Raw genomic sequence first — 26,492 nt, forward strand, 5'->3', positions numbered from 1 at the left:
TCCGCAGGACAACCGCCAAACCGTCGGCAAGTGATTGATCGCGCGGGGTTTGTGACCAACAGTGGACTACAGGGACGAACCGCGGCGTGCCGGCGCGGTGGTTCCGTATGATGCGCGGATGCAGGATGCCTCCGCCAACACTTTGAGCTCAGCCGAACGGTATCTCGCTCACCGCCGACCATTCGAGATCGGCTATTGGGTCGTGAGCTGCTGCCTGAGCGCACTGGGCGGCAGCTACGCGAAATGGGCCGATTACCAGCGACTGGAGTTGGCGCTGGACTGGTGGGAGCCGCTGACGTGGTCATGGAGCAGCGGGTTGCTGCAGTTGGCACTGGTGCCGGTGCTGCTCTGGTTCACCCGGCGCTGGCCACTGCACCTGGACACCTGGCGCCGCCACCTTGCGTGGTATCTGCCCGCCAGCGTCGTCTGGTCGGTGTTGCATGTTGCGGGCATGGTGGCGGTTCGAAAACTGGTGTATCTCACCCAAGGTTTCAGCTACGACTTCGGCAACTGGCCGGCCGAGCTGCTTTACGAGTACTCCAAGGATGTCCGTACCTTTATCGGCATGGTGTTGTTGATCCACGGCTACCGGCTGCTGGTGTTGCGATTGCAAGGCGAGGCCAGCGTGCTGGATGTACCCGACGGCGGACTCGCGGTGGAGCCGGTCGAGCGCCCCGAACGCTTCCTGGTGCGGAAACTCGGGCGGGAATTCCTGATCGCTGCGGCGGACGTGGAGTGGCTGCAGGCTTCGGGCAACTACGTCAATCTGCATTTGGACGGACGCGACTACCCGCTACGCAGCACCATTGCCGGCATCGAGTCGAAACTTGACTCCACGCGGTTCGTGCGTATCCACCGCAGCTACATCGTCAATTTCAACCAGATCGCCTCGATCGAACCGCTCGATAGCGGGGACGCGCGGGTACACCTCAAGAACGGTGCGCCGCTGCCGTGCAGTCGTCGTTATCGCCAGACACTCAGAGAGCGGCTCGACCCCGGTACCGGGACTTGATGGCCACTTGAGCGTTGGATAGACCCAAGGCGCCGGCAAGCCTCGCGCCTGCTAGAATTGGCGGTCATCATTTGCAATGAAATCACGGACATGATCGAACTGAATCCCGTCCACGAGCGCATCGTCGATCTCAAGGATCGGCTGGATGCGCTCAGGGGGTATCTTTGACTTCGACATCAAGGTCGAGCGTCTTGAAGAAGTAAACCGGGAGCTGGAAAGCCCCGATGTCTGGAACGATGCCGAGCGTGCCCAGGCACTGGGTCGCGAGCGCGCGTCGCTAGACAAGGTCGTCAACGGCATCCGCCGCCTGACCGAGAGCGTGACCGGCGCGGAGGAACTGCTGGAGCTGGCGGAGCTGGAAGGCGATGACGACACTGCCCAGGCGGTGATTGAGGACATCGAAGCCTGCGCCAAGGATGTCGATGAGCTCGAGTTCCACCGCATGTTCTCCGGGGAGATGGACAACGCCGCCGCATTCGTCGACATCCAGGCCGGCGCCGGCGGTACCGAAGCCCAGGATTGGGCCGAGATCCTGCTGCGCATGTATCTGCGCTGGGCCGAGTCGCGCGGCTGGAAGGCGGAGCTGATGGAGGTCAGCGGCGGCGATGTCGCTGGGGTGAAGTCGGCAACGTTCCGGGTCGAAGGCGACTTCGCCTACGGCTGGTTGAAGACCGAGACCGGCGTGCACCGTCTGGTGCGCAAATCGCCATTCGATTCCGACAACCGCCGTCACACCAGTTTTACCTCTGTGTTCGTGTCGCCGGAAGTCGACGACAACATCGAGATCGACATCAACCCGGCCGACCTCAAGACCGACGTGTATCGCTCCTCCGGCGCCGGTGGACAGCACGTCAACAAGACCGAGTCGGCGGTGCGCATCACCCACGTGCCCACCGGAACCGTGGCTGCCTGCCAGACCGAACGCAGCCAGCACGCCAACCGCGACCGTGCAATGAAGATGCTGTCGGCCAAGTTGTACGAGTTGGAAATCCAGAAGCGCAATGCGGTACGCGATGCGGTGGAGGCAACCAAGTCCGATATCGGCTGGGGCAGCCAGATCCGCAATTACGTGCTTGACCAGAGCCGGATCAAGGACCTGCGCACCGGCGTGGAACGCAGCGACACCCAGAACGTACTTGACGGTGACCTGGACGAGTTTGTCTCGGCCAGCCTGAAGGCGGGGCTCGAAGTCGGCGCCAAACGCAGCGACGCGAGATAGTGTTTGCCTGCCTGCAAGCTCCCTTATCCGTAACTTGAAATGACCATGACCGACACCGCCATGCCCCACGATGGAAACCAACAGGCCGACGAAAGCCGGCCGGACGAGAACAAGCTCATTGCCGAGCGCCGCGCGAAATTGACCGCGCTACGCGGGCAGGGGATTGCGTTCCCGAACGACTTCCGTCGTGCGGACTATGCCGGCGACCTGCAGGCGGAGTACGCCGATGCAGGGCAGTGGGCCGCCGAGGCTTTGGAGGCCAAGGGTCATCGCGTCGTCGTTGCCGGCAGGCTGATGCTCAAGCGCGTGATGGGCAAGGCCAGCTTCGTGCAGATCCAGGACGAGTCCGGACGGCTGCAACTGTTTCTGCAAGCCAATGTGTTGGGCGATACCTACACCGCATTCAAGGGCTGGGATGTCGGCGACATCATCGGCGCGCATGGCGTCCTGACCCGTACCCGCACCGGCGAGCTGTCGGTCAAGGTCGACCAGTTGCGGCTGCTGACCAAGTCGTTGCGCCCGTTGCCCGACAAGTTCCATGGCCTGGCCGACGTGGAGCAGCGTTATCGCCAGCGGTATGTCGACTTGATCGTCTCACCCGAGGCGCGCGAGGTGTTCGTCAAGCGCAGCAAGATCATCCGCGCGATGCGCGAGTGGCTCGACACCAGGCGCTTCCTGGAGGTGGAGACGCCGATGATGCATTACATCCCCGGTGGCGCCACGGCCAAACCGTTCACGACCCATCACAACGCGCTGGATCTTGACCTGTACCTTCGCGTCGCGCCGGAGTTGTACCTCAAGCGGCTGGTGGTCGGAGGGCTGGAGCGGGTGTACGAGATCAACCGCAACTTCCGCAACGAGGGCGTGTCGACCCGGCACAACCCCGAGTTCACCATGCTCGAGTTGTACGAAGCCTATGCGAGCTACAACGAGGTCATGGATCTGACTGAAGCCCTGATCCGCGACATCGCGACGTCCGTGCTCGGGACCACCCAGTTGGAATGGGATGGGCAGTCAATCGACATCGGCCCGGCGTTCCGGCGCTGGACGATGAGCGACGCGGTGCTGGAGCACAATCCCGAGATCCGGCGCGAGGAATTGCGTGACATCGACGCCATGCGCGCCCATTGCACGCGGTTGAAAGTCGCAGTCAAACCCGGGTATGGCTGGGGCAAGCTGCTGCTGGAGATCTTCGAGAAGACCGTCGAGCACACCCTGGTCCAGCCGACCTTCATCACCCGCCATCCGGTCGAGGTCAGTCCACTGGCCCGCGCCAGCGATGACGATGCGGGCATGACCGACCGTTTCGAGCTGTTCGTGGGTGGCAAGGAACTGGCGAACGGCTTTTCCGAACTCAACGACCCGGAAGACCAGGTGGCACGCTTCCTGGCTCAGGTCGAGGCGAAGGAGGGCGGTGACGACGAGGCGATGCATTTCGACGCCGACTACATCCGCGCGCTGGAGATCGGCTTGCCGCCCACTGGTGGTCTGGGCGTGGGTATCGACCGGCTGGTGATGTTGCTGACCGGCTCGTCGTCAATCCGCGACGTGTTGTTGTTTCCGTATATGCGGCCTGAGGGGTGAACAGGAAAAAAAATCCCCTCATCGAGAGGGGATTGGACAGTCGCGATTTTGAATCAGTCGATCACTCGGTCGGCTCGTCGCGCAGCTCGCGGCGCAGGATCTTGCCGACGTTGGACTTGGGCAATTCGGTCCGGAACTCGATCACCTTGGGCCGTTTGTAGCCGGTCAGGTTCTCGCGTGCGTAGGCGGTGATCTGCTCGGCGGTCAGCGACGGATCCTTTTTCACCACGACCAGCTTGACGACCTCGCCGGAGTGCTCATCGGGCACGCCGATGGCAGCCACTTCGAGCACGCCGGGCATCATCGCAACCACGTCCTCGATCTCGTTCGGATACACGTTGAAACCCGAAACCAGGATCATGTCTTTCTTGCGGTCGACGATATAGAAGAACCCCTTCTCGTCCATCTTTGCGATATCGCCGGTATGCAGCCAGCCATCGGCGTCGAGCACCTTGGCCGTTTCCTCTGGCAGCTGCCAGTAGCCCTTCATTACTTGCGGGCCCTTGATACACAACTCGCCAATCTCGCCGGTGGCCAGGGTGTTGCCGTCTTCGTCCTTGATGGAGGCGTCGGTGGACGGGATCGGCAGGCCGATCGCGCCGTTGAATTCACTCAGATCCATCGGATTGATGCAGGCGGCCGGGGAGGTCTCGGTCAACCCGTAGGCTTCGATCAAGGTGCATCCGGTGGTCTTCTTCCAACGCTCGGCGACAGAACGCTGTGCCGCCATGCCGCCAGCAAGGGTGAGGCGAAGCTTGGAGAAATCGACCTCATCGAAACCCGGCGTATTGAGCAAGCCGTTGAACAGCGTGTTGACGCCGGTGATGGCCGTAAACGATACCTTCTTGAGCTCCTTGACGAAGCCGGGCATGTCACGCGGGTTGGTAATCATGTAGTTCAAGCCACCGAACTTCATGAACACCAGTCCGTTCGCCGTCAGCGCGAAGATATGGTAAAGCGGCAACGCGGTGATGATGACTTCCTGGCCCGGCACCACGTTGGTTCCGACCCACGCGGCGGCCTGCTGCATGTTCGCCACCAGGTTGCGATGGGTCAGCATTGCGCCCTTGGCCACGCCGGTGGTGCCACCGGTGTACTGCAGGAAGGCGATGTCGCCGGGCTGTACCTCGACCGTCGGCAGGGGGTGCTTCTGGCCCAGCTTCAGGGTCGTGGCAAATCGTACCGCGCCGGGGATGTTGAACTCGGGCACCATCTTCTTGATGTACCTGAGCACGAAATTGACCATTACCCCCTTCGGGCCAAGCATGTCGCCCAGGCCGGTGGTGATGACGGTCTTGATCTTGGTGTCGCCCAGCACTTCCTCGACGGTGTCGCCAAAGTTGTCCAGCACCAGCAGCACCGTCGCACCCGAGTCCACCAGCTGATGGCGGAGCTCGCGCGCGGTGTACATGGGGTTGGTATTGACCACCGTCAATCCCGCCCGCAGCACGCCAAAGGTCGCGATCGGGTATTGCAGGCAGTTGGGCATCATGATCGCCACGCGGTCGCCCTTCCTGAGCTTCAGCTCGCCCAGCAGGTAGGCGGCGAACTGTGCACTCAGGGTGTCGATCTCGGCGTAGGTGAGCGTCTTGCCAAAGTTGGCGAACGCGGGGCGATCGCGGAAATTGGCAATGGCGTTTTCCAGTACCGCAACGATCGATGGATATTCGTCAACATCGATCTGCTCGGGAACCCCGGCTGGATACTGGTCAAGCCACGGACGTTCGACACTCATCGCGATCCCCTTGTCTGCACTGCGTTGTTGGTACTGGTCGTCCAAAGATTGGAGCATGACGGGGGTCAAAGTTCCAGCAGCGGTTGAATCTGTTCCAGGTTGGCTTGTAGCTGTTCTTCACGGCCGCTTTCGCACAACAGCACGAACACGCGGTCCAGCAGGTGCTGCAATGCCGACTGATAGAGCAGGGGCTGGATGTGCACGCGATCATCGTGCGCAGATACCAGCAGGCTCAGGTCGGCATACGCCCGCAACGTATTGGAGGTATGCCGGGTTACCGAGATCACGGTGCCTCGGCGTTCACGAAAGCAACGGGCCAGATGGCATAGCGGCGCTGCCTTTCCATGCTCGGAAAGCACCAGCAGCACATCACCGGGCGTGGCGGCGGAAACGCTGGCAGCCATGTGGGCTGGGTCAAAATTGTGTACGGCAAGGATCCCCAGCAGGGAGAGCTTGAGGGCGAACGCGCGAGCGCGGATATCGTCGGCGCCCAATCCGATCAGAAACACCTTGCCACCCTCGGCCGCGGCCGCTATTGCGGTAGCCACCGCGGCAACCGATTGCGGCGGATTGATAGAGCGGGTTTCCTGCTCCGCTTCGGTCTTGCGCTGCCACAAGTCGCCCGCTGCCGAGCCGTCGGGATCCGCGTCGCTCCCCTGGTCATCAACCTGGTTGTCGCCATTGCTGGCCCGGACGATGGCTTCGCCGACCGAATACTTCAGGTCCGGGTAACCCTTGAACCCCAGCTTCTGGCAAAACTTGACCACGCTGGACTGGCTGATCCCCAGTGCGTTGGCGATCTGCTGGGACGAGTAATCGCGCAGCAGTTGCGCGTTGTCGAGGACAAAGTCGGCAATGCGACGCTCGATCGCCGACATCTGGTCGCGCTCGGCACGAATCTTCAGCAGGGCCGACACGGCTCAGGCCGCCACGACATCGCTGCCAATCGGCTCCATCCCGCGGATTTCGCGAATCCCCAGTCCGGGTGCGTCGGTGATCGAGATTTCCGACTCGTTGAAGATCACGCCGCCCTCGACCGGGTTGAACAGGCACAGCGACGGGCCGTCCAGGTCGACCTTGGTGATCACGTCGGCCTTGGCCACGGCAACATGCACCGCTGCCGCCACGCTGATGCTGGTTTCCAACATGCAGCCGATCATGCACTGGATCTGGTGCATCGCGGCGATATCGGCGATGCGGATGGCATTGGAGATGCCGCCGGTCTTCATCAGCTTGATGTTGATGATGTCGGCCGCGCGCATGTTGATCAGCTTGATCACCTCCATCGGCCCGAACACGCTTTCATCGGCCATGATCGGCGTGTGCACGCGTTCGGTGACATAGCGCATCCCCTCCAGGTCGCGGGCCTTGACCGGCTGCTCGACCAGCTCCAGCCGCACGCCCGCATCTTCCAAGCCGCGGATCGCGTACACCGCCTCCTTCGCCGTCCACCCCTGGTTGGCATCCAGTCGCAGCAGGGCGCGGTTCTCGACCGCGGCGTAGATCGCCTTGATCCGTTCGATGTCGACGCCGATGTCCTTGCCGACCTTGATCTTCAGCGAGTCGAAACCGCGCTCAACCGCGCTGATGGAATCGGCGACCATCTTGTCGATGGTGTCGACGCTGACGGTGATGTCGGTGGTGATCACCGGGTCGCCGCCGCCGAGCATCTTGTACAGCGGGGCGTTGTAGAGCTGGCCGAACAGGTCGTAGACGGCGATCTCCACCGCCGCCTTCGCGCTGGAGTTCTTCTCCATCGCGGTCTGGATCAGGCGGGTGATCCGGTTGAGGTCGGCGATGTCCTCGCCGATCACACGCGGGGAGATGTAATGGCGGATCGCGTCCACGATCGAGCCGTGCGTGTCGCCGGTGATCACCGCCGTCGCGGGCGCCTCGCCGTAGCCGACATGGCCGGTGTCGGTGTGCACCATCACCACGATATCCTCGACTTGCTCCACGGTACGCAAGGCGGTCTTGAACGGGGTCTTCAGCGGTACTCGGAGCATGCCGAACTTTATTTCAGTGATCTTCATGGGGTTCGTGCCCTGGTTCCGGTCAGTGGGTTTTCGTTTTCGGCGGCGGCGCCAGCTTGCCGCGCACGTCGTGGGGACGCACGATGCTGGTGATGCGGTCGACGTAATCCTGGTTTTTGTTGAACATCATCGGCAGCAGCGGGGTTACCGACACGCCGTTGAGGGCCATCGACTGCAATGTGCCGTCGGCGCCCAGGTAGCTGCCGCCGTGAGTGTCATGAATCATGTAAGGCGCGCCGTCGATGCGGCCGATCATCATCATCACGTGACCGGGGATGTAGACCAGGTCGCCGACCTGCAGTTCCGCCACCGCGGCCATGCGCGCGGCGCGGTTGTCATCCTGGTCGAACAGCACGTGATGCAACGCCGGGCTGACGGCTTGCGCGCTGGTGTTGCGCGGCATCTGTACACCCATGCTGCGGTAGATCTCGGACACGAAGCCACTGCAATCGCGCGTGCCGTAGGCGTGTCCCCAGCCATAGCGCTCACCCAGGAACTTGAAGCCCTGCCGCACCAGGTTGGACGGAGTCAGGGGCAGGTAATCCGCGGCGCTGTCGGCGCGTTTTGGCAGCAGTGCAGCGAAGAACTCCAGCGTGCCGTCGGGGTCGCGAACCGGCAGGCGAAGCACATGGGCGGTGTACGGATGTTGGCCATTCACGGGCCGGTTCTGCGGCACATCCGCTACTGGCAAACGAATCCCCATGTCGAGTTGCAGCCCGGAGACTCGCGGCTCCTCGCGGGTGAAAACGGTGTGCTCGGTGCCGCCGGTGATGACCCGGTACGGCGTGTCATCGACATAAGCAAACACGTCCGCGGCACTGCCTTCGGCGATCTGCCGCTTCTCGATCCACGCCGCGTAGCGCGGGCTGACGACGAACAGCCAGTCGCCATCGGCACTTTGGTGGGCGATCACCACCGGCGTGCCCGGGAACAGCGCGCTCTCCTGCAGACGGTCGATATCGGTATCACCCTGGCGGCTGAACATCCGCTGCGCGGTAGGAAAGCCGCGCAATGCGGCACGATGGACGACCAGTCCATAACGCGTCGGCTGTGATTCCGCGATGGCCTCCAGTGCGAGGTTGTCGACCATCGCCTCCAGCGTCGTGGGGGCAACCGGTACGCCGTCGACATCCCAGCGGCTCGTGGTCGGGGCGGTCGAGATGGCGTCTATCCAGCCGCGCACCGTGGCCCGATCCAGGTTCAGGGGCAGGGCGCGCAAATCATGCATCGACGGGTCGAGCTTGAACAAACGATCGTTCTGGGCGCTGATAGCATCGCGTCCGGCCAATACCCGGTCGGGATGATCCATTCGTGCGACCCAGAACCCGGGGGCCAGGTAGGCGTCCTCAACCCCGATTACACCGTGGGCCGGGATGCCGTCGGTCATCGGCGCAACCGCCGGCGCGTGAACCTCGCGCGCCGGCAACGGGCAAGCAGCAAGCGCGATGGCGACGCCGAGCGCAAGGGAAATGGACTGCAATCGCATCGTCATACCTTCATGGACTGGTCGGGGTGAATGGGTCGGGATGATCGCGTCAAACACCTATTGTGCACTGCGGAATACATCATTCTTATATCACGATAGTCGAGAATATATTATTGCTTATCGGTGGGGGCCGTGCTAAACAGCTCTCCATGGGGGTCAAGGCAGGAGGGGTTTTAGGGATGGGTCAGGTTCTGAACAAGCGCGCGTCAATCAGCACGGAGCGAGGCCGTGAGCAAGCCTGTGGGCCGTGGTTGGGAGCCGTGCTGTTCGCCTTGCTGCTGGTGCTGCCCATGCTGGGTGTCGCCGCCGAGGCGCCGGATAAATCAGCACAGGATGAACCAGCATTGCCCGCGGTCATCGCGATGGTCGACGACGGTCACTTCCGCGAGGCCGAGGCCGCCATCGTCGCAGCGCTGCGGGACGACTCCATTGACGCCGGCACCGAGCAGGCGTTGCGGTTTGAACGCGAGCGCATGCGTCGCATCCTGATCGACTTCCATCTGCAGGAGGAGGAAGTACTGGAGCGCCTCCGCAAGCAGATACCCGACCTGCAAGCCGATGAGTTCGCACGATGGAAGCAGGCCAACCTGATTGAACACCGCGTCATCGACGCAGAGACCTGGTACTTCGACCGCGCGGTGCCAAACCTGTTCCGGCTCAGTGACCAGGCGGCTGCGCGCCGCGCCAATCCCAAGCCTTTCAGCGAAGGCCCGATGGAGTCGGCCAACGCCCATCACGCGGCCATTCGTGCCCAGGCGCAGGCCAGCAACCAGACCAGCGTGCTGCCACGCCGGGTACGGGTAACCCAGAAATTGAGCGTGCCCGCCGATACCGTCCCAGCCGGTGAGATGGTTCGTGCCTGGATCCCGTTCCCACGCGCGATTGCCGGTCAGCAGGAAGCCATCGACCTGCTGGACAGTGAGCCCGACGACGCGGTCATCGCTCCCGATTCGGTTGCCCAACGCACCGTCTACCTGGAAAGGCCCGCACGGGCCGGGGAGCCGACGAATTTCTCGATTAGCTACGAGCTCACCTTGTACGCGCAGTACCACGCGATCGACCCTGACCAGGTCCAGCCAGCGCCTGTAACGACCGAGCTGGCAGCAAGCCTGGGTGAGCGCCCCCCGCACATCGTGTTCACCCCCGCCTTGCGCGAGTTCTCGCACAAGGTCGTTGGCGATGAGACCAACCCGTACCGGATCGCCCGGAAGCTGTTTGCTGCCGTCGACGAGATTCCCTGGGCCGGTGCACGCGAATACTCGACCATTTCCAACATCAGTGATTACGCGCTGCACGCAGGCCATGCCGATTGCGGGCAACAGACGCTGTTACTGATCAGCCTGCTGCGGCTCAACGGAATTCCGGCGCGCTGGCAATCGGGGATGGTGTTCGAAGGTGGCGAAGGCCCCGACGACGACTACTGGAACCTGCACGACTGGGGCCACCTGTACCTGGCCCCTTATGGCTGGATGCCGATGGACGTGACGACGGGGCGGTTGCAGGGCGCCGTCGACGACCAGGGCAACAGCCTGGAGTGGTTCTACCTCGGTGGCCTGGATGCCTACCGGATCGCCTTCAATGACGATTTCGGCGGTGATTTCTATCCTGAAAAACAGTTTTTCCGTTCCGAAACGGTCGACTCACAAAGGGGGGAGGCCGAGTGGAGCGGAGGCAATCTGTACTTCGACCAGTGGGATTACAGCTTTGAGGCACAGTTGCTGCCGCAACCTGATGCAAGCCCGTAAATACGCTTGACAAACAACTTTTTGCCGGAGGGGTCATGAATAACAAGAAAGTGTTACGAACAAAAGTACTGGTAGCCGCGTTGGGTCTTTGCCTGGCGTCATTGGCTCCGGTGGCCATGGCCCAGAGCGTCACTGGTGCCGTCGCGGGTAGTGCCGAAGCCGGCACGCAGGTCACTATCACCAACACATCGACGGGGTCGTCGCGCTCCGCGACGGTGAGCGAGGACGGCAACTATCGCATCGGCCAATTGTCGCCGGGCCAGTACACCCTGACATCCGGATCGGGAGCCCCGGTTTCCGTCAGTGTTTCCCTGGGTGGGACCACGACCGTCAATCTGACCAGCGACGGCGCGGTGAACCTGGCCGCTGTGCAGGTGGTCGGTTCCAGAGTGGTCAACCGCGTGGACGTCAATTCCACCGAGTCCTCGACCAACGTCAACCGCGAGGAGCTTGCGCGGCTGCCGGTGGACCAGAGTCTGGGTGCCGTTGCGCTATTGGCGCCAGGCGTGGTTGCCTCGGGCGCCAGCTTCGGCGGTCTGTCCTTCGGTGGCTCGTCGGTGGCGGAGAACGTCGCCTACATCAACGGGCTGAACGTTACCGACCCCTATCGCCGCCAGGGATTTTCATCGGTCCCCTTCGGGTTCTATGAGGAATTCCAGGTCAAGACCGGCGGCTATTCGGCGGAATTCGGCCGTAGCACCGGCGGCGTCATCAATGCCGTGACCCGCTCCGGCGGCAACGAGTTCAAGGCCGGCGCCGAGGTGACGATGGAACCGGCGGCCTGGACATCCTCGAGGAAGGACCGGTACCACAAAGACGGCACCCTCGATGAGCGCGATCGCATGAGCCGAGACGACGGGTCGTTCTACAAGGCCAACGTCTGGGCATCCGGCGCCCTCGTGCAGGACAAGTTGTTCTTCTTCGCGATGTACGAACAGCGCGACAGCAATCCGAGGGACATCGACACGATCGAGGCCTGGTACACCGACAGCAACAACGACTTCTGGGGCGGCAAACTCGATTGGCAGATCAATGACAATCACTCGCTGGAACTGCTGGCCTTCTCCGACAAGGCCGAATCGGCTACCAGCAACTATGATTACGACTGGGATAGCGCCACGCGTGGCGCAAAAGCTGGTGAAAGCTATGACGGCTCCGGCGGCGACAACTGGTCGGCCACCTATACCGGGCACTTCGGCCAGAACTTCGTCGCCAAGGCGATGTATGGCGTGAACGAGCGTAGCGCCACCGGCGGCAGTCCATGGGACGGGGGCTGCAGCATCGTTACGCGGACTGGCGGCTACACCGACGCGTTCGGTCCGGAAACCACGCGGGAAGGCTGCCACCCGAGCAACAGCAGCATCAGTAGCCGGTTCGACAAGCGCGAGGCAGCGCGCCTGGACTTCGAGTGGACGATGGGCGACCACCTGCTGCGCTTCGGCGTCGACCAGGAAGTCTCGGACTCCAACAGTTCCAGGGTGTATCCGGGCGACGGCGTGAGCTATCAGGCGCAAGCCGCTACACCAGGTGGCGTGCTTCCCAATGGCGCGGTGATTCCCGGTGGCGTCACTCGGATCATCGATGCGCGCCACTACATCACCGGCGCCCCGGTCTCGACCAAGGTGCAGGCGATCTACGTGGAAGACAACTGGAATGTCACCCCCAACCTGCTGCTGAACATCGGTGTGCGCGCCGACAAGTTCGAGAACACGCTGGCTTCGGGCGCGACCTTCGCCAAGGCCGATTTCAGCGACATGATCTCGCCACGCCTAGGCTTCAGCTGGGACGTCCAGGGCGACGGCAGGACCAAGGTGTTCGGTAACGCGGGCCGCTACTACACCCCACTTACCAACAAGCTCACCGACTATTTCGGCGGCGGATCCACCGATGAGCATACCTACTACGAGCTCAATGGATGGGTCGAACGTACCGACCCGGTCACCGGTGGCACCTATCTGTTCCCGGACATTGGTGCCCAGCTCGGTGCGGTCAACACCGATGGCAACGTTCCCGCGCCCGACGACGTCCGCACTGCAGTCAGCCGGGACCTGAAGCAGGTATTCCAGGACGAGTTCATCCTGGGCTTCCAGCAGGCGATCGACAACGCGTGGTCGTATGGCGTCAGCGCCACCTACCGCGAGATGACCCGCGCCGTGGAAGACGCGCGCATCAATCATGTAGAAGGATGCCCTTGGTATTCCGGTGACTGGCCCATCATCAATCCCGGCGAAAGCAATACCCTGTGGTGCCCGGACACGGAGGAGTGGGTTGAATTCGACAGCTCCAAGGACGGCTATATGGCGCTCGGCAGCGGCGCCATCATGGGCTACAGCAAGCCCAAGCGCACATACAAGGCCCTAGAATTCCAGCTGGATCGCGCCTGGGACGACAAGTGGGCATTCAATGCCAGCTACCTGTGGTCCAAGTCCGAGGGCAATATCGAAGGACCGGTCAACTCTGACACCGGCTACAACGACACCAACCTGGTGCAGTACTTCGACCACCCGGCCGTCAACGAGCGTTACGGCGTCCTGTTCAACGACTCCCGCCACCAGATCAAACTGCGCGGCAGCTACAAGCTCAATGAGATGTGGAGCTTCGGCGGCACACTGTCCGCACGGTCCGGCGGCCCGATCACCGCTTTCGGCGTGCGCTGGCCCAACGATGATCGCAGTGCCGGCGGGCCCGGTGAGTACAGCGGCGGCGGTTCTGGCTGGCTGTGCGTGGCGAACTGTGACGACTGGCAGACGCGGGAACTGGTGTTCACCGAGCAGGGTGCATTCGGCCGCATGCCCTGGGTCACCAACCTGGGTGCCAGCGTGACCTGGACGCTGCCGTCGGAAAACGTTGACCTGAAGGCACGCTTCTCCGTCTTCAACCTGTTGAACAGCCAGACCGCAACCCGGGTGCATTCCCGTTACGAAAGCACCCCCGGCAACGAGATGCCGTACTTCGGGGAAGCGCTTGGCTGGCAGTCGCCGCGTTACGCGCAGTTGGTCGTGACCTACGCATTCTGAGTCACGCCCCAATCGGCGGCCCGCTTGTCGGGCCGCCATCCGCTCAAGGCCACCAATGATTTCACCATGCTTACGGACAAGTAAGCATCGGCAAACGCCCGGCCGAGGCCGGAAGGAATACATGAATACTCGTACTGGCATAGTTTGCGCGGCGCTGGCCGTCTCACTTGCGGGCTGCGCTCAACAGCCCGTCCTTACCGCGTTACCCGGTCCGCTGACTATCGACACCCACGTCGATATCCCGCTGGACTACATGCGCGACTCGCGCTTCGACGTCGGCACCGACACCGAGCTGCGAGTCGACCTGGGCAAGATGGAACGTGGCGGCCTGGATGCGGCGTTCTTCGTTATCTATACCGAGCAGGGGCCATTGACCGACGCCGGCTATGCCGACGCGATGGCGCAGGCGGAGCGAAAGTACTCGGCGATCGAGATGATGCTGGAGCGATACCCCGACCGCATCGCCCTGGCGACCACGCCCGAACAGGTGCGCCAGCACAAGGCCGACGGACTGCTGTCGGCGATGATCGGCATCGAGAATGGCTACTCGTTGGGTGATAACCTCGACAACCTCGACGCGGCATATGCACGTGGGGCGCGTTATCTCGGTTTGACCCACGTCGGCCACAACGCCATCTGTACCAGTTCCAGTGGGCGTCCGGAGTTCGGCGATGCGCCGCCCGGGGACGTGGGCTTGAGCACCTTCGGGCGCTCGGTGGTGCAACGCGCCAACCAGTTGGGGATCATGGTCGATGTCTCCCACACCTCGGATGCCTGCGTGCGCGACGTGCTGGCGGCATCGACCGCGCCAGTGATTGCATCCCACTCCGCAGTCAACGCGCTGACCGACAACCCGCGCAACCTGGACGATGCCCAGTTGCGGGCCATCGCCGACCATGGCGGCGTTGCCGACATCGTCGCCTACACCTACTTCCTGAAGTCCGACCCCGCACGCGAGGCGGCCGAGGACGCACTGCAGGCGGAAGTTGCCGAGCAGGCCGGCGCGGCGGAGTTCGACAGTGAGCTGCACGAATCCCTGCCCGCGTACCAGGCCGGCATCAAGCGTATCAAACAGCAATTCCCGATCGCCGACCTGGACGATTACCTGGATCACATCCAGCACGCCGTCCAGGTCGCCGGCATCGACCACGTCGGACTGGCCTCCGACTTTGATGGTGGTGGCGGCATCACCGGGTGGAACGACGCCTCGGAGACCGCGAACGTAACGGAAGGATTGCGTCGCCGTGGATTCACCGAAGCACAGATCGCCCAACTCTGGGGCGGCAACCTGTTGCGGGTCTGGAGCGAGGTCGAGCAGGTTGCGCAGCAGATAAAGGCCACGGATGACTGAGTCCGTGCACCATTCGCGATGGTGGGCGATGGCGTTGTCGGCTGTGGCATTGCTGGCTACCGCGACGTTGCCGGCCGCAACTGCAACTGGCGACTCGCCGCCGTCAGCGATGGATGAGGCAAGACCGGTCGCCGATCCGGCCCCGAGGCTCGACCGCGTTTTTGATGCCGTGATGGATCGCTATCAGTTGCCAGGGCTCGCGGTGGGCGTCATTGAAGACGGCCAGGTCGTCTACGTGCGCACCGCCGGCGAGTTGGCCGAAGGCTCCGGTCAACCGGTCACGCCCGACACCCTGTTCAAGATCGCTTCCAACACCAAGGCGATGACCGCCGCCGTGCTGGCGCGGCTGGTCGATGCCGGCAAGCTGCGCTGGGACGACCCGGTGGTCAAGCACCTGCCGCAGTTCCGCATGCACGACCCGTGGGTCACCGAGCACATGCAGGTGCGCGACCTGCTGGTCCACAACAGCGGCCTGCCCGAGGGCGGCGGCGACCTGATGCTGTGGCCGCAGCCGAACCTGTTCGATCGCGACGACATCATCAATGGGCTGGCCCACATCAAGCCGGCCTACGGCTTCCGCTCGGGCTATGCCTACGACAACCTGCTGTATGTCGTCGCCGGTGAAGTGGCGGCCGCGGTGGGTGGTGCATCTTACGAGGAGATGGTCCGGCGCGAGGTGTTCCAGCCGCTCGGGCTGGACCGGTGCAAGGTCGGTGAGATCGATCGCGCGGCGGTCGGCAATATCGCCCAGCCACATCGCCGGGAGGACGGTCGCAATATTCCGGCCGCGGTCGACGACGAGATCATCCCGGCGATCACGTCGGCGGCCGCCGGCGGCATCCGTTGCAGCGTCGGCGACATGCTCGACTGGGCACGGAACTGGCTGGTGCCGACCGAACAACAACTGCAATGGTTGTCACCGGAGCAGCGCGAGGCGATGTGGGCAGCGCGCACGCCGATGCCGATCTCACAGCGCAGCCGCGACTGGAACAACACCCATGCCTACGCCTACGCATTCGGTTTCCGCCTGGCCGATGTCGATGGTGCCTGGACGGTCTCGCATACCGGCACGCTGTCGGGCATGTACTCGGTGATGACCCTGTTGCCGGATTTGGATTCCGGCTTCGTGGTGTTGATGAACGGTAATGCCGGCGAGGCCCGGACGGTGATCAACGAAGTGCTGCTGAAGCACTTCACTGCCCCGCAAGAAAATCCTACGGTCGCTGACTATGCGGCGCGCATCGCCAACCAACCGGCGTCGGCCGGCGATTCGGTGATGCCTGACACCTCCGCCCGTGTCCCAGCCACGGCCGCGACGCTTTCCAACCATCTGGGCCGTTACACCGATCCATGGTTCGGCGAGGTCGCGGTATGCAAGGGCGACGGTGACGTGCGCTTCACCGCGGTCAAGTCGCCGCGCATGCGCGGCCAGGTGATGGAAGTGGGGGAGCGACTGCTGGTCGACTGGGACGGTCCGGGCCTGGATGAAGCCTGGCTCGACTTCGCCGATGCAGGCGCGTCGCCCGCGCTCTCGATGGCCAAGGTAGATCCGAATGCCGATTTCAGTTCCGACTATGAGGACCTCGCCTTTGAGCGCACCGGTGATTGTGACTAGAACGCTACTGCGACTCGCAGCCACGGCCTTCGTGGTGGCGATCGTTGGCGCCTGCGCTTCGACCGCCTCGACGCCGCAGCTGTCACCGGCGCAGACCCACGCCGAAGCCGGCCTGGTCGACATCCGCAGCCTCGTCCCCGACATGGCCCAGGAAATCCGCTACGCCGGCAGCGAGAACTTCGTCGGCGTGCCGATCGACGGTTACCAGGCCCCGCGGTGCTACCTGCTGGAACCGGTCGCCGAGGCGTTGCAAAAGGTCGAGCAGGAGCTGCGCCAGCAGAACCTGCGCCTGAAGATCTTTGACTGCTACCGGCCCACCCGCGCCGTCGCGCACTTCGTCCGCTGGGCCAACGACCCGGGCGACGTGCGCAACAAGGCCGACTACTACCCCGACATGGACAAGCCCGACCTGCTGAACGGTTACATCGCCTCGGTATCCGGCCACAGCCGCGGCGCGACGGTCGACCTGACCCTGCTGCAATGCGAGGGCGAGACGTGCGAAACGCTCGACATGGGCACCGGTTTCGACTTCTTCGGCCCGCGCGCCAACACCGATTCGTCGCTGGCCACCCCGGCCCAGCGCGCCAATCGCGAACGCCTGCGCGAGGCGATGGGCCGCCACGGCTTCGCCAACTACCCGATGGAGTGGTGGCACTACACGCTGCGGCCCGAACCGAGCCCGACCCTGATGTATGACGTACCCGTGTCCCAACCCACGGCCGACCAGTTGATGGGCCGCTATGACGGCGACGTGCCCGGCGCATCGCTGCTGGTGATCAAGGATGGCGAGCCGGTGGTGCGACGCAGTTACGGCCGGTCGGATCTCGAGCGCGGCTTCGAGGCCGGCCCGGCAACCAATTACCGGCTGGCATCCATCACCAAGCAGTTCACCGCCGCCGCGACCCTGTTGCTGGCCGAGGACGGCACGCTCGACCTCGACGACCCGCTGCGGCAGTGGCTGCCGTCGCTGCCGGACGCCGCCGACGGCATCACCCTGCATCACGTGCTCAGCCATACCTCCGGCCTGATCGACTACGAGGACGTGATTCCGCCGACCATGACCGGGCAACTCCATGACGCCGACGTGCTGCGCCTGCTCGAAGGGCAGGTCCAGACCTACTTCGAGCCCGGTAGCGATTATCGCTACAGCAACAGCGGCTACGCCCTGCTGGCGTTGATCGTGGAGCGCGCGTCGGGCCGGGACTTCCCCGCGTTCCTGCGCGAGCGGATCTTCCTGCCGCTGGGCATGCACGACACCCTGGCCTACGTGCAGGGCGGCCCGGAAGTCCCCAACCGGGCCTTTGGGTACAGCCAAGTCGACGGCCAGTGGACGCGCACCGACCAGAGCCAGACCAGCGCGGTGCTCGGCGATGGCGGCATCTACTCGTCGATCGACGACCTCGCCAAATGGGACGCCGCGCTGTACGACGACCGCCTGCTCAGCGATGAGTCGCGCCGCCTCGCATTCACCGCGGTGACCCCGACCGATGATCCCACGGTCGAATACGGCTACGGTTGGCGCATCACCGGCGACCGCCTGTGGCATTCCGGGGAGACCATGGGGTTCCGTAACGTAATCGTGCGTAACCCACAGCAGGGGTTGACGGTGGTGTTACTCAGCAACCGCAATGATCCCGAACCGTATTCCACAGCGCTGGAGATTGCCGAGCTGTTCAAGCGATAAGCAAAAAAAAGCGGCCGAAGCCGCTTTTTTTCAGGTCGGAAAGGCCTTATGCAGCCTTTCGGGCCAGGTCGCGCAGCACGTAGTGCAGGATCCCGCCATTGCGGTAGTACTCGGTTTCCTTCGGCGTCAACAGCAATACGTCGACCTCGAAGCGCTTCTCACTGCCGTCGGCCTTCTTTGCGACCACTGTGGCGGTCTTGGAAGCGCCGTCCTGCAGGCCAATCACGTCGATGACCTCCGAGCCGTCCAGGCCGTGGGTACGTGCGGTTTCGCCATTCTTGAACTGCAGCGGGAGCACGCCCATGCCGACCAGGTTGGAACGGTGGATGCGCTCGAAGCTTTCCGCCACGACGGCCTTTACGCCCAGCAGGATGGTGCCCTTGGCCGCCCAGTCACGCGAGGAGCCGGTGCCGTATTCCTTGCCGGCAAACACCACCAGCGGGACGCCGTCGGCCTTGTACTTCATCGCCGCGTCGTAGATGTCCATCTGCTCGCCGGCACCGCCGTCGGTGCCGTAGTACCTGGTGAAGCCGCCTTCCACGCCGTCCAGCATCAGGTTCTTGATGCGGATGTTGGCGAAGGTGCCACGAACCATCACGTCATCGTTGCCGCGACGCGAGCCATAGCTGTTGAAATTGGCATGCTCGACGCCGCGCCCCAGCAGGAAGCGCCCCGCAGGTGAGTCCTTCTTGATCGCACCGGCCGGGGAGATGTGGTCGGTGGTGATCGAGTCGCCAAACAGGCCCATTACGCGGGCGCCATGCAGGTCATCGATCGCGGCCACATCCATGGTCATGCCATCGAAGTACGGCGGGTTCTTGATGTAGGTCGAGGCCTCGTCCCAGGCGAAGGACTCGCCGTCGGGCGACTCGATCTCGTTCCAGCGGGCGTCGCCCTTGAACACGTCGGCGTAGTTCTGCGCGAACAGCTCGGGACCGACCGTGGCGGCGATCATGTCGCCGATCTCCTGGTTGGTCGGCCAGATATCGCGCAGGTAAACGTCGTTGCCGTCCTGGTCCTTGCCCAGCGAATCATTGACCAGATCCAGGTCGATGCTGCCGGCAATCGCGTAGGCGACAACCAGCGGTGGGGAGGCGAGATAGTTCATCTTCACCTCGGCGTGGATGCGGCCTTCGAAGTTGCGGTTGCCCGACAACACCGCCGCGACGGCCAGGTCGTTCTCGGCGATGCCCTTGGACACGGCCTCGAGTAACGGACCGGAGTTGCCGATGCAGGTCGTGCAGCCATAACCGACGATGTAGAAACCGATCTTCTCCAGATCCTCCAGCAGGCCTGCCTTCTGCAGGTAATCGGTCACCACGCGCGAGCCGGGACCGATCGAGGTCTTGACCCAGGGTGCGGCCTTCAGGCCCCTGGCTGCCGCCTTGCGCGCGACCAGGCCAGCGCCCAGCATCACCGCCGGGTTGGAGGTGTTGGTGCACGAGGTGATGGCGGCAATCACCAGCGAACCATCGCTCAGGGCATGGTCCTGGTCGTCCAGGCGGATATTCGAGATCGGCTTTGCCGCCAAGTGTTCGGCCTGCGGCTGGGCACCACCTTCGTCCTTCAACTCTTCCACCGCACAGCCCACGCGGTTGGCGGTGAAGCCCTTCACGTTGGTTGTGAAGTTTTCCTGCATGTCGCTCAACAACACGCGATCCTGCGGTCGCTTGGGGCCCGCCAGCGACGGCTTGACCCCGGACATGTCCAGTCCGATCACCGAGGAATACTCGGCCTCGGGCTGACCCGCCTCGTGCCACATGCCCTGGGCCTTGGCATAGGCCTCCACCAGTGCGATCTGCTCCTCGCTGCGGCCTGACAGGCGCAGGTACTTCGACACCTCGGCATCGATCGGGAAGATACCGCAGGTGGCACCGTACTCCGGCGACATGTTGCCGATGGTGGCGCGGTCGGCCAGCGGCAAGTTCTGCAGGCCTTCGCCGAAGAACTCGACGAACTTGCCGACCACGCCATGCTTGCGCAGCATCTGGGTAACGGTCAGCACCAGGTCGGTCGCCGTTGCGCCCTCGGGCAGCTTGCCGGTCAGCTTGAAGCCGACCACCTGCGGGATCAGCATCGAGGACGGTTGGCCCAGCATCGCGGCCTCGGCCTCGATACCGCCAACACCCCAACCCAGCACACCGATGCCATTGATCATCGTGGTGTGGCTGTCAGTACCAAATACCGTGTCCGGGAACGCCATCAACTCGGTCACGCCCTGGTCATTCGTGACCTCAGTGCCCATCACCACGCGGGCGAGGTTCTCCAGGTTGACCTGGTGGACGATGCCGGTGCTGGGCGGCACGACCTTGAAGTTTTCCAGCGCCTTCTGGCCCCAGCGCAAAAATCCGTAGCGCTCCTTGTTGCGTTCGAATTCAATCCGGCCATTGATGTCCAGCGCGTCGGGACGGCCATACACGTCGACCTGCACGGAGTGGTCAATCACCAGCTCGGACGGGATCTGCGGGTTGATCTGGCTCGGGTTTCCCCCGAGCTTGGCGACGGCATCGCGCATCGCGGCCAAGTCGACCACGCAGGGCACGCCGGTGAAGTCCTGCAACACCACGCGGGCGGGCATGAAGGCGATCTCGCTGGAGGTCTCCGCCGCCGGATCCCATTGCGCGACTGCCTCGATATGCTCTTTGCCGACAGTGATCCCGCCATCTTCGTTGCGCAGCAGGTTCTCAAGCAGGATCTTCATCGAATAAGGCATCTTTGCCAGATCGAAGCGCTTGCCCAATGCGGGCAGGCTGAAATAGGTATAGGACTTGCCGTTGACGTCGAGTTGCGCGCGTGTGGCGAAGGAGTCGGCCATGAGGAGCTCCGTAGCTGGAAAAACATGGGGGAGGGCAGCGCGACAGGCCCTTGGGAAATGATCACGCCCAGGACAGCCGCCGCAGTACGATCTTCTTATTATGCCGGAAATCGCTATTTATCGCCTGCGGCGGCCCGTTGGGAGCGGGCCATGATCGCCTAGCGCAGCAACGTTTCCACCTGTGCCGCCATGTCACGACGGCGCAGCAGGAAGTCCCACATGCTGCCGCCCAGCTGCCGCCACAACACGGCCGAGCGCACCGCGGCAAGCAGCACCGCGCGCACTTCGGCGACGACGGCGGGCTGGCCCAGGTAGTGGGGGTTGCCCTGCACCAGGACCCGTGGACGCAGGTGGCTGAAGGTGTCGGCGTACAGGCTTCCCAGTCCCGACAACACATCGGGATGACTACGGCCAAGCCGTTGCGCGGCTTCGGCCTGGACAAGGATTCCCTGCTGCACGCGCTGGGCCATGGCACCGTCGGCGACAAAGCGGCGTTCAAGCTGGATTACGGCCAACGCCAGCCGGGGCAGGTGCTCATCGTGGCTTTTCTTCTTGGCAAAATAGTCGCGCAGCAACGTCAGCCCCGGACGCAGCGACGCGCGTCCGCCATAGACTTCCTCGGTGGTCGAGGCATCTATCCGGAACACCGAATCGAGCATGGTGTCGACCACGCTGGCGTTGGATTGCCCGGTGTCGGCAATGCGGCGCACCTGGGCCAGTGCCTGGAGCATGCCGGCCAGCGCGAGTACGCGTTCGCCAAGGGGGTTGTCACGGTGATCAGTCATGCAGCATTGGCCCTCAGGCGTTGTTCAAGTGGAGCGTCAGTGGTCGCGATGATGGCACCGCCCAGGCAGACCTGTCCGTCGTAGAGCACCAGCGACTGGCCCGGAGTCACCGCACGCTGGGGCCGGTCAAAGCAAACCGCCAGGGTGCCGTCCTCGTTTACCGTGACCTCGCACTCCTCTTCGGTTTGGCGATAGCGGGTCTGGGCGGTGCAGGTGAACCGCGACGCTGGTGCGCCCCCGGCAATCCAGTGTGCGGCTTCGGACCATAGCAACCGCGACGCCAGCCATGGTGTGTCGCTGCCCTGGTCGACATACAACACGTTGTTGGCGATGTCCTTGCCCACCACGTACCACGGTGCCTGGGCAAACCCGCGTACGCCACCGATGTTGAGGCCTTCGCGCTGGCCCAGGGTGAAGTAGAACACGCCGGGATGATGACCGATGCTTTGCCCGGCAGGGGTGCGCAGCTCGCCGGTGCGGGCAGGGATATAGCGTCCGAGGAACTCACGGAAGTCGCGCTCGCCGATGAAACAGATCCCGGTGGAGTCCTTCTTGGCGGCGGTGGCGAAGCCGGCATCACGCGCCATCTGCCGCACGTCGGCCTTGTCCAGTTCACCCAGCGGAAAACGGGTGGCCGCCAGTTGGGCCTGCCCGAGCTGGTGCAGGAAGTAGCTCTGGTCCTTGTTGCGGTCTACCGCCCGCAATAGCTGGCAGCGCCCGTTATCGCGGGTGATGCGGGCATAGTGTCCGGTGGCGATGAAGTCCGCACCCAGGTCGCGGGCCGCGTCCAGGAAATGCTTGAACTTGATCTCCCGGTTGCACAGCACATCGGGATTGGGCGTGCGCCCGGCGGCATATTCGGCAAGGAAATGTTCGAACACGCCGTCCCAGTACGCGCCGGAAAAATCGCGGAAGTGGATCGGGATACCAAGCCGCCCACACACTGCGACTGCATCGCGACGGTCGTCCTCGGCCCGGCAGTCGCCACTGCCATCCTCCGCCCAGTTCTGCATGAACAGCCCGGCGATGGGTTCACCGGCATCGCGCAACAGCAAAGCGGCCACCGACGAGTCGACACCGCCTGACATGCCCACGATGGTGCCGGGAGTGCTCACGCCAGCTGCTGCACCAGGGACAGCGGATGACGGCGGCCAGCGAGGTAGTCGACAACGGCGCGCCAGACCAAAGGGCTGCGGTGGCGGTCGAGCTGGTTCTGCAGGTCGGTCGGGGCCAGCCACAGTGCCCGCGCGATACCGACATCCAGTTTACGGTCGGGATCATGGGCGACCGGCTCCGCGGCAAACGCAAAGCGCAGGTAATGACGGCCCTCGCCACCATTTGGGCCGGGTGGCGCTTTCCACTGATACGCGCCGATGAAGCAGGTCAGACGCACGTCCCAGCCGGTCTCCTCGCGTGTCTCGCGCAGCGCGGCGTCCTCCAGGCTCTCGTCGGGCTCCAGATGCCCGGCAGGCTGGTTCAGCACCAGGCGTCCGCGGGAAGCTTCCTCGACCATCAACAACTGCCCGTCACGGACCACGACGGTGGCCACGGTCACGTCGGGTTGCCAGAAGCGGCCTTCGCGATAACTCAAGATTCATTCAACCAATGGTGTTTCGCCCATTTTGCCGGTGCTCCGGCCGGGCGTCCATCGTCCGGCCGTCCTCCCACCGCGCGCGCGAGCATTTACAATGCGGCCATGTCCAGACCTGCCGAACACGAACACGACCATGGCCACGGCACGATGGTCGAGGCCGCCAAGCCCGAAACCGCCCGCCCACCGCTGTACTCGGTGATGCTGCTGAACGACGATTACACCCCGATGGATTTCGTGGTCGAGGTGCTGATGCGGTTCTTCCCGATGACCGCCGAGAACGCCACCCAGATCATGCTCCACGTGCACACCCGTGGCCGTGGCGTATGCGGTGTGTTCACCCGGGAAGTGGCCGAATCGAAGGTAGCGCAAGTCAACGAATTCTCCAGGCTGAATCAACACCCGTTGCTATGTACGATGGAGAGGGCGTAACCGATAGCCGGCATGGAAAAGCGGGCTGGCATCCCCATCTTGGGTAGCAGTAGCTTTTCGGAGGCATCGCTTCATGTTCAGCAAGGATCTCGAGTTCAGCATCGGCCAGTGCTACAAGCGCGCCCGTGAGGCGCGCCACGAGTACATGACGGTCGAGCACCTGCTTCTGGCACTGCTTGACAACCCCTCTGCGGAGGCCGTGCTCAAGGCGTGCGACGCGGACGCTCCGCGCCTGCGCGGCGATCTGGAACAGGCCATTGCGACCTCGGTCTCGGTGTTGCCCGACGAGATCGATCGCGACACCCAGCCGACGCTGGGATTCCAACGCGTACTGCAGCGCGCCGTGTACCACGTGCAATCGTCGGGCAACAAGGAGGTCACCGGCGCCAACGTGCTGGTGGCGATCTTCGGCGAGAAGGATTCGCACGCGGTCTACTACCTCAACCAGCAGGACATCGCGCGGCTGGACGTGGTCAATTACCTGTCCCACGGGATTGCCCGCCAGGGCGACGATGGCGACAGCCAGCCGGTCGACGGCGAAGCCCGGCCGGCGGACGGCGATGCGGATGCCAAGGCCGAGGCACTGGACGAGTTCGCCGTCGACCTGAATCAGCTCGCCCGCGATGGCAAAATCGACCCGTTGGTGGGCCGGATGGACGAGGTGGAACGCACCATCCAGGTGCTGTGCCGCCGCCGCAAGAACAACCCGTTGTATGTCGGTGAGGCCGGCGTCGGGAAAACCGCTATCGCCGAAGGGCTGGCCAAGCGCATCGTCGACGGCGACGTGCCCGAAGTCCTTGCCGACGCGACCATCTATGCGCTGGATCTGGGCGCATTGGTCGCCGGCACCAAGTACCGCGGCGATTTCGAAAAGCGCCTCAAGGCGGTTCTTGCGCAAATGAAGAAGCACCCCGGTGCGGTGCTGTTCATCGACGAGATCCACACCATCATCGGCGCCGGCTCCGCGAGCGGCGGCACGATGGATGCGAGTAACCTGATCAAGCCGGCACTGTCCTCGGGCGACCTGCGTTGCATCGGCTCGACCACGTTCCAGGAGTACCGCGGCATCTTCGAGAAGGACCGGGCGCTGGCGCGGCGCTTCCAGAAAATCGACATCGTCGAGCCGACCATTGGCGAGACGGTCGAGATCCTGCAAGGGCTCAAGGCGCGTTACGAGGCCCACCACGGGGTCACCTACGACGATGACGCGCTGCAGGCGGCGGTAGATCTGTCGGTCAAGCACATTGGCGACCGGCTGCTGCCTGACAAGGCGATCGACGTAATGGATGAAGCCGGCGCACGCCAGCGCCTGCTGCCGGAAGGCGTGCGCAAGGTGACCATCGACGTGGAGGAGATCGAGATGATCGTCGCCAAGATGGCGCGCATCCCGGCCCGGCAGGTCTCGGCAACCGACAAGGACGTGCTCCGCAACCTTGAGCGCAACCTGAAGATGGTGATCTTCGGCCAGGATCCGGCCATCGATTCGTTGACGTCGGCCATCAAGTTGTCACGTTCCGGCCTGGGCAGTCCCGACAAGCCGATCGGCAACTTCCTGTTTGCCGGCCCGACCGGTGTCGGCAAGACCGAGGTGACCAAGCAGTTGGCGCTGCAGTTGGGCATCGAGTTGGTTCGCTTCGACATGTCCGAGTACATGGAGTCGCATTCGGTGTCGCGCCTGATCGGTGCGCCTCCCGGCTACGTCGGCTTTGACCAGGGCGGCTTGCTGACCGAGAAGATCGTCAAGACCCCGCATTGCGTGTTGCTGCTGGACGAGGTGGAAAAAGCCCATCCGGACATCTTCAATATCCTGCTGCAGGTCATGGACCGCGGTGCGCTGACCGACACCAACGGCCGGGAGGCGAACTTCCGCAATGTGATCGTGGTGATGACCACCAATGCGGGGGCCACTCAGGCCGCCAGGCGGACGATCGGCTTCACCAAGCAGGATCACAGCACCGATGCGATGGAGGCAATCCGCAAGGGTTTCAGCCCCGAGTTCCGCAACCGGCTGGACGCCGTGGTTCAGTTCGATGCACTCGGTTTCGAGCACATCCTGCGCGTGGTCGACAAGTTCCTGATCGAGTTGGAAGCCCAGTTGCACGAGAAGGGCGTCACCATGACGGCGACCCCGGAAGCGCGCGAATGGCTGGCCCAGCATGGCTTCGACCCATTGATGGGTGCGCGGCCGATGACCCGGGTCATCCAGGACAAGATCAAGCGACCGCTGGCGGACGAGCTGCTGTTCGGCAAGCTGGTGGCCGGTGGCCGGGTAACGGTCCAGGTGAAGGACGACGAGCTGGTGATCGACGCGCAAGCCGAGCCGGAAAAGCTGCTGCCCGCCACCGTGGAATAGGCGGGTACGGAGCAGACCTCCAAACGAAAAAGGCG

Annotated in this window: 18 protein-coding genes and 1 pseudogene; 11 read left to right on the forward strand and 8 right to left on the reverse strand. The window is 63.5% G+C overall.

What is annotated here, in order from left to right:
- Positions 1-202 precede the first annotated feature (202 nt).
- From ACW5DN_RS04100 to lysS, 3 genes are all read left to right on the forward strand, one after another.
- A complete protein-coding gene (locus ACW5DN_RS04100; protein ID WP_456961472.1) occupies positions 203-1,012 on the forward strand; it encodes a LytTR family DNA-binding domain-containing protein in 810 nt (269 codons plus the stop codon).
- Between the two features lie 90 nt (positions 1,013-1,102).
- Positions 1,103-2,231, forward strand: a protein-coding gene (prfB, locus tag ACW5DN_RS04105) for a peptide chain release factor 2 (protein WP_456961473.1) whose coding sequence is annotated in 2 segments (ribosomal slippage) — positions 1,103-1,177 and positions 1,179-2,231 — 1,128 coding nt in all. Because the reading frame shifts where the segments join, the coding sequence is not laid out codon by codon here.
- A gap of 60 nt (positions 2,232-2,291) precedes the next feature.
- Positions 2,292-3,815 carry a lysine--tRNA ligase gene (lysS, locus tag ACW5DN_RS04110; protein ID WP_456962955.1) on the forward strand — a complete coding sequence of 508 codons (1,524 nt, stop codon included), beginning with the start codon at positions 2,292-2,294 and terminating at the stop codon, positions 3,813-3,815.
- A 61-nt stretch (positions 3,816-3,876) separates the two neighbouring features.
- Here lysS and ACW5DN_RS04115 read toward each other — a convergent pair whose 3' ends face one another.
- From ACW5DN_RS04115 to ACW5DN_RS04130, 4 genes are all read right to left on the reverse strand, one after another.
- Positions 3,877-5,550 (reverse strand): long-chain fatty acid--CoA ligase, encoded by a 1,674-nt coding sequence (locus ACW5DN_RS04115; RefSeq protein WP_456962956.1) that lies wholly within the window; start codon positions 5,548-5,550, stop codon positions 3,877-3,879.
- A gap of 65 nt (positions 5,551-5,615) precedes the next feature.
- The gene (locus tag ACW5DN_RS04120; protein WP_456961474.1) at positions 5,616-6,467 is read right to left on the reverse strand and encodes a MurR/RpiR family transcriptional regulator; all 852 of its coding nucleotides are present in this window, start codon (positions 6,465-6,467) and stop codon (positions 5,616-5,618) included.
- A gap of 3 nt (positions 6,468-6,470) precedes the next feature.
- Positions 6,471-7,583, reverse strand: coding sequence for a dipeptide epimerase (locus ACW5DN_RS04125; protein ID WP_456961475.1), 1,113 nt, complete (start codon positions 7,581-7,583; stop codon positions 6,471-6,473).
- Between the two features lie 22 nt (positions 7,584-7,605).
- Complete coding sequence (locus tag ACW5DN_RS04130; protein WP_456961476.1) at positions 7,606-9,069, reverse strand: C40 family peptidase; 1,464 nt, start codon at positions 9,067-9,069, stop codon at positions 7,606-7,608.
- 179 nt (positions 9,070-9,248) lie between these two features.
- On the opposite strand from ACW5DN_RS04130, the gene ACW5DN_RS04135 reads away from it, so the two are divergent.
- From ACW5DN_RS04135 to ACW5DN_RS04160, 6 genes and pseudogenes are all read left to right on the forward strand, one after another.
- Entirely contained in the window at positions 9,249-10,814 is a 1,566-nt protein-coding gene (locus ACW5DN_RS04135; protein ID WP_456961477.1) for a transglutaminase-like domain-containing protein, read from the forward strand.
- A 35-nt stretch (positions 10,815-10,849) separates the two neighbouring features.
- A complete protein-coding gene (locus ACW5DN_RS04140) occupies positions 10,850-13,831 on the forward strand; it encodes a TonB-dependent receptor (protein WP_456961478.1) in 2,982 nt (993 codons plus the stop codon).
- Positions 13,832-13,952: 121 nt separating this feature from the next.
- A complete protein-coding gene (locus tag ACW5DN_RS04145) occupies positions 13,953-15,182 on the forward strand; it encodes a dipeptidase (RefSeq protein ID WP_456961479.1) in 1,230 nt (409 codons plus the stop codon).
- Positions 15,175-16,797, forward strand: a complete 1,623-nt coding sequence (locus tag ACW5DN_RS04150; protein ID WP_456961480.1) for a serine hydrolase domain-containing protein — start codon at positions 15,175-15,177, stop codon at positions 16,795-16,797. The genes ACW5DN_RS04145 and ACW5DN_RS04150 overlap by 8 nt, the downstream gene beginning before the upstream one ends.
- A gap of 142 nt (positions 16,798-16,939) precedes the next feature.
- A pseudogene (locus ACW5DN_RS04155) lies at positions 16,940-17,437 on the forward strand (M15 family metallopeptidase); the annotation flags it as partial.
- A 48-nt stretch (positions 17,438-17,485) separates the two neighbouring features.
- Positions 17,486-18,481: a serine hydrolase domain-containing protein gene (locus tag ACW5DN_RS04160; protein WP_456962957.1), complete on the forward strand. Its 996-nt coding sequence runs from the start codon at positions 17,486-17,488 to the stop codon at positions 18,479-18,481.
- Between the two features lie 46 nt (positions 18,482-18,527).
- On the opposite strand, the gene acnA is transcribed toward ACW5DN_RS04160, so the two are convergent.
- From acnA to ACW5DN_RS04180, 4 genes are all read right to left on the reverse strand, one after another.
- Positions 18,528-21,296, reverse strand: a complete 2,769-nt coding sequence (gene acnA / locus ACW5DN_RS04165; RefSeq protein WP_456961481.1) for an aconitate hydratase AcnA — start codon at positions 21,294-21,296, stop codon at positions 18,528-18,530.
- A gap of 158 nt (positions 21,297-21,454) precedes the next feature.
- Entirely contained in the window at positions 21,455-22,081 is a 627-nt protein-coding gene (gene hflD, locus ACW5DN_RS04170) for a high frequency lysogenization protein HflD (RefSeq protein ID WP_456961482.1), read from the reverse strand.
- Positions 22,078-23,196, reverse strand: coding sequence for a tRNA 2-thiouridine(34) synthase MnmA (mnmA, locus tag ACW5DN_RS04175; RefSeq protein ID WP_456961484.1), 1,119 nt, complete (start codon positions 23,194-23,196; stop codon positions 22,078-22,080). Before mnmA ends, hflD begins: the two co-directional genes overlap by 4 nt.
- A complete protein-coding gene (locus ACW5DN_RS04180) occupies positions 23,193-23,672 on the reverse strand; it encodes an NUDIX hydrolase (protein ID WP_456961485.1) in 480 nt (159 codons plus the stop codon). The genes mnmA and ACW5DN_RS04180 overlap by 4 nt, the downstream gene beginning before the upstream one ends.
- Positions 23,673-23,777: 105 nt before the next feature.
- On the opposite strand from ACW5DN_RS04180, the gene clpS reads away from it, so the two are divergent.
- Positions 23,778-24,104, forward strand: a complete 327-nt coding sequence (clpS, locus tag ACW5DN_RS04185) for an ATP-dependent Clp protease adapter ClpS (protein WP_456961486.1) — start codon at positions 23,778-23,780, stop codon at positions 24,102-24,104.
- Positions 24,105-24,177: 73 nt separating this feature from the next.
- Positions 24,178-26,457 carry an ATP-dependent Clp protease ATP-binding subunit ClpA gene (gene clpA / locus ACW5DN_RS04190; RefSeq protein WP_456961487.1) on the forward strand — a complete coding sequence of 760 codons (2,280 nt, stop codon included), beginning with the start codon at positions 24,178-24,180 and terminating at the stop codon, positions 26,455-26,457.
- Positions 26,458-26,492: the final 35 nt, after the last annotated feature.

This window comes from Lysobacter sp. A289, from assembly GCF_054072675.1.

What these genes read in the sequence shown, in the direction of transcription:
- acnA (WP_456961481.1), bottom strand. Translation starts at nt 21,296, where the DNA reads ATGGCCGACTCCTTCGCCACACGCGCGCAACTCGACGTCAACGGCAAG.
- ACW5DN_RS04130 (WP_456961476.1), bottom strand. Translation starts at nt 9,069, where the DNA reads ATGCGATTGCAGTCCATTTCCCTTGCGCTCGGCGTCGCCATCGCGCTT.
- clpA (WP_456961487.1), top strand. Translation starts at nt 24,178, where the DNA reads ATGTTCAGCAAGGATCTCGAGTTCAGCATCGGCCAGTGCTACAAGCGC.
- ACW5DN_RS04145 (WP_456961479.1), top strand. Translation starts at nt 13,953, where the DNA reads ATGAATACTCGTACTGGCATAGTTTGCGCGGCGCTGGCCGTCTCACTT.
- ACW5DN_RS04125 (WP_456961475.1), bottom strand. Translation starts at nt 7,583, where the DNA reads ATGAAGATCACTGAAATAAAGTTCGGCATGCTCCGAGTACCGCTGAAG.
- clpS (WP_456961486.1), top strand. Translation starts at nt 23,778, where the DNA reads ATGTCCAGACCTGCCGAACACGAACACGACCATGGCCACGGCACGATG.
- ACW5DN_RS04135 (WP_456961477.1), top strand. Translation starts at nt 9,249, where the DNA reads ATGGGTCAGGTTCTGAACAAGCGCGCGTCAATCAGCACGGAGCGAGGC.
- hflD (WP_456961482.1), bottom strand. Translation starts at nt 22,081, where the DNA reads ATGACTGATCACCGTGACAACCCCCTTGGCGAACGCGTACTCGCGCTG.
- ACW5DN_RS04140 (WP_456961478.1), top strand. Translation starts at nt 10,850, where the DNA reads ATGAATAACAAGAAAGTGTTACGAACAAAAGTACTGGTAGCCGCGTTG.
- ACW5DN_RS04160 (WP_456962957.1), top strand. Translation starts at nt 17,486, where the DNA reads ATGTATGACGTACCCGTGTCCCAACCCACGGCCGACCAGTTGATGGGC.
- ACW5DN_RS04150 (WP_456961480.1), top strand. Translation starts at nt 15,175, where the DNA reads ATGACTGAGTCCGTGCACCATTCGCGATGGTGGGCGATGGCGTTGTCG.
- ACW5DN_RS04115 (WP_456962956.1), bottom strand. Translation starts at nt 5,550, where the DNA reads ATGAGTGTCGAACGTCCGTGGCTTGACCAGTATCCAGCCGGGGTTCCC.
- lysS (WP_456962955.1), top strand. Translation starts at nt 2,292, where the DNA reads ATGCCCCACGATGGAAACCAACAGGCCGACGAAAGCCGGCCGGACGAG.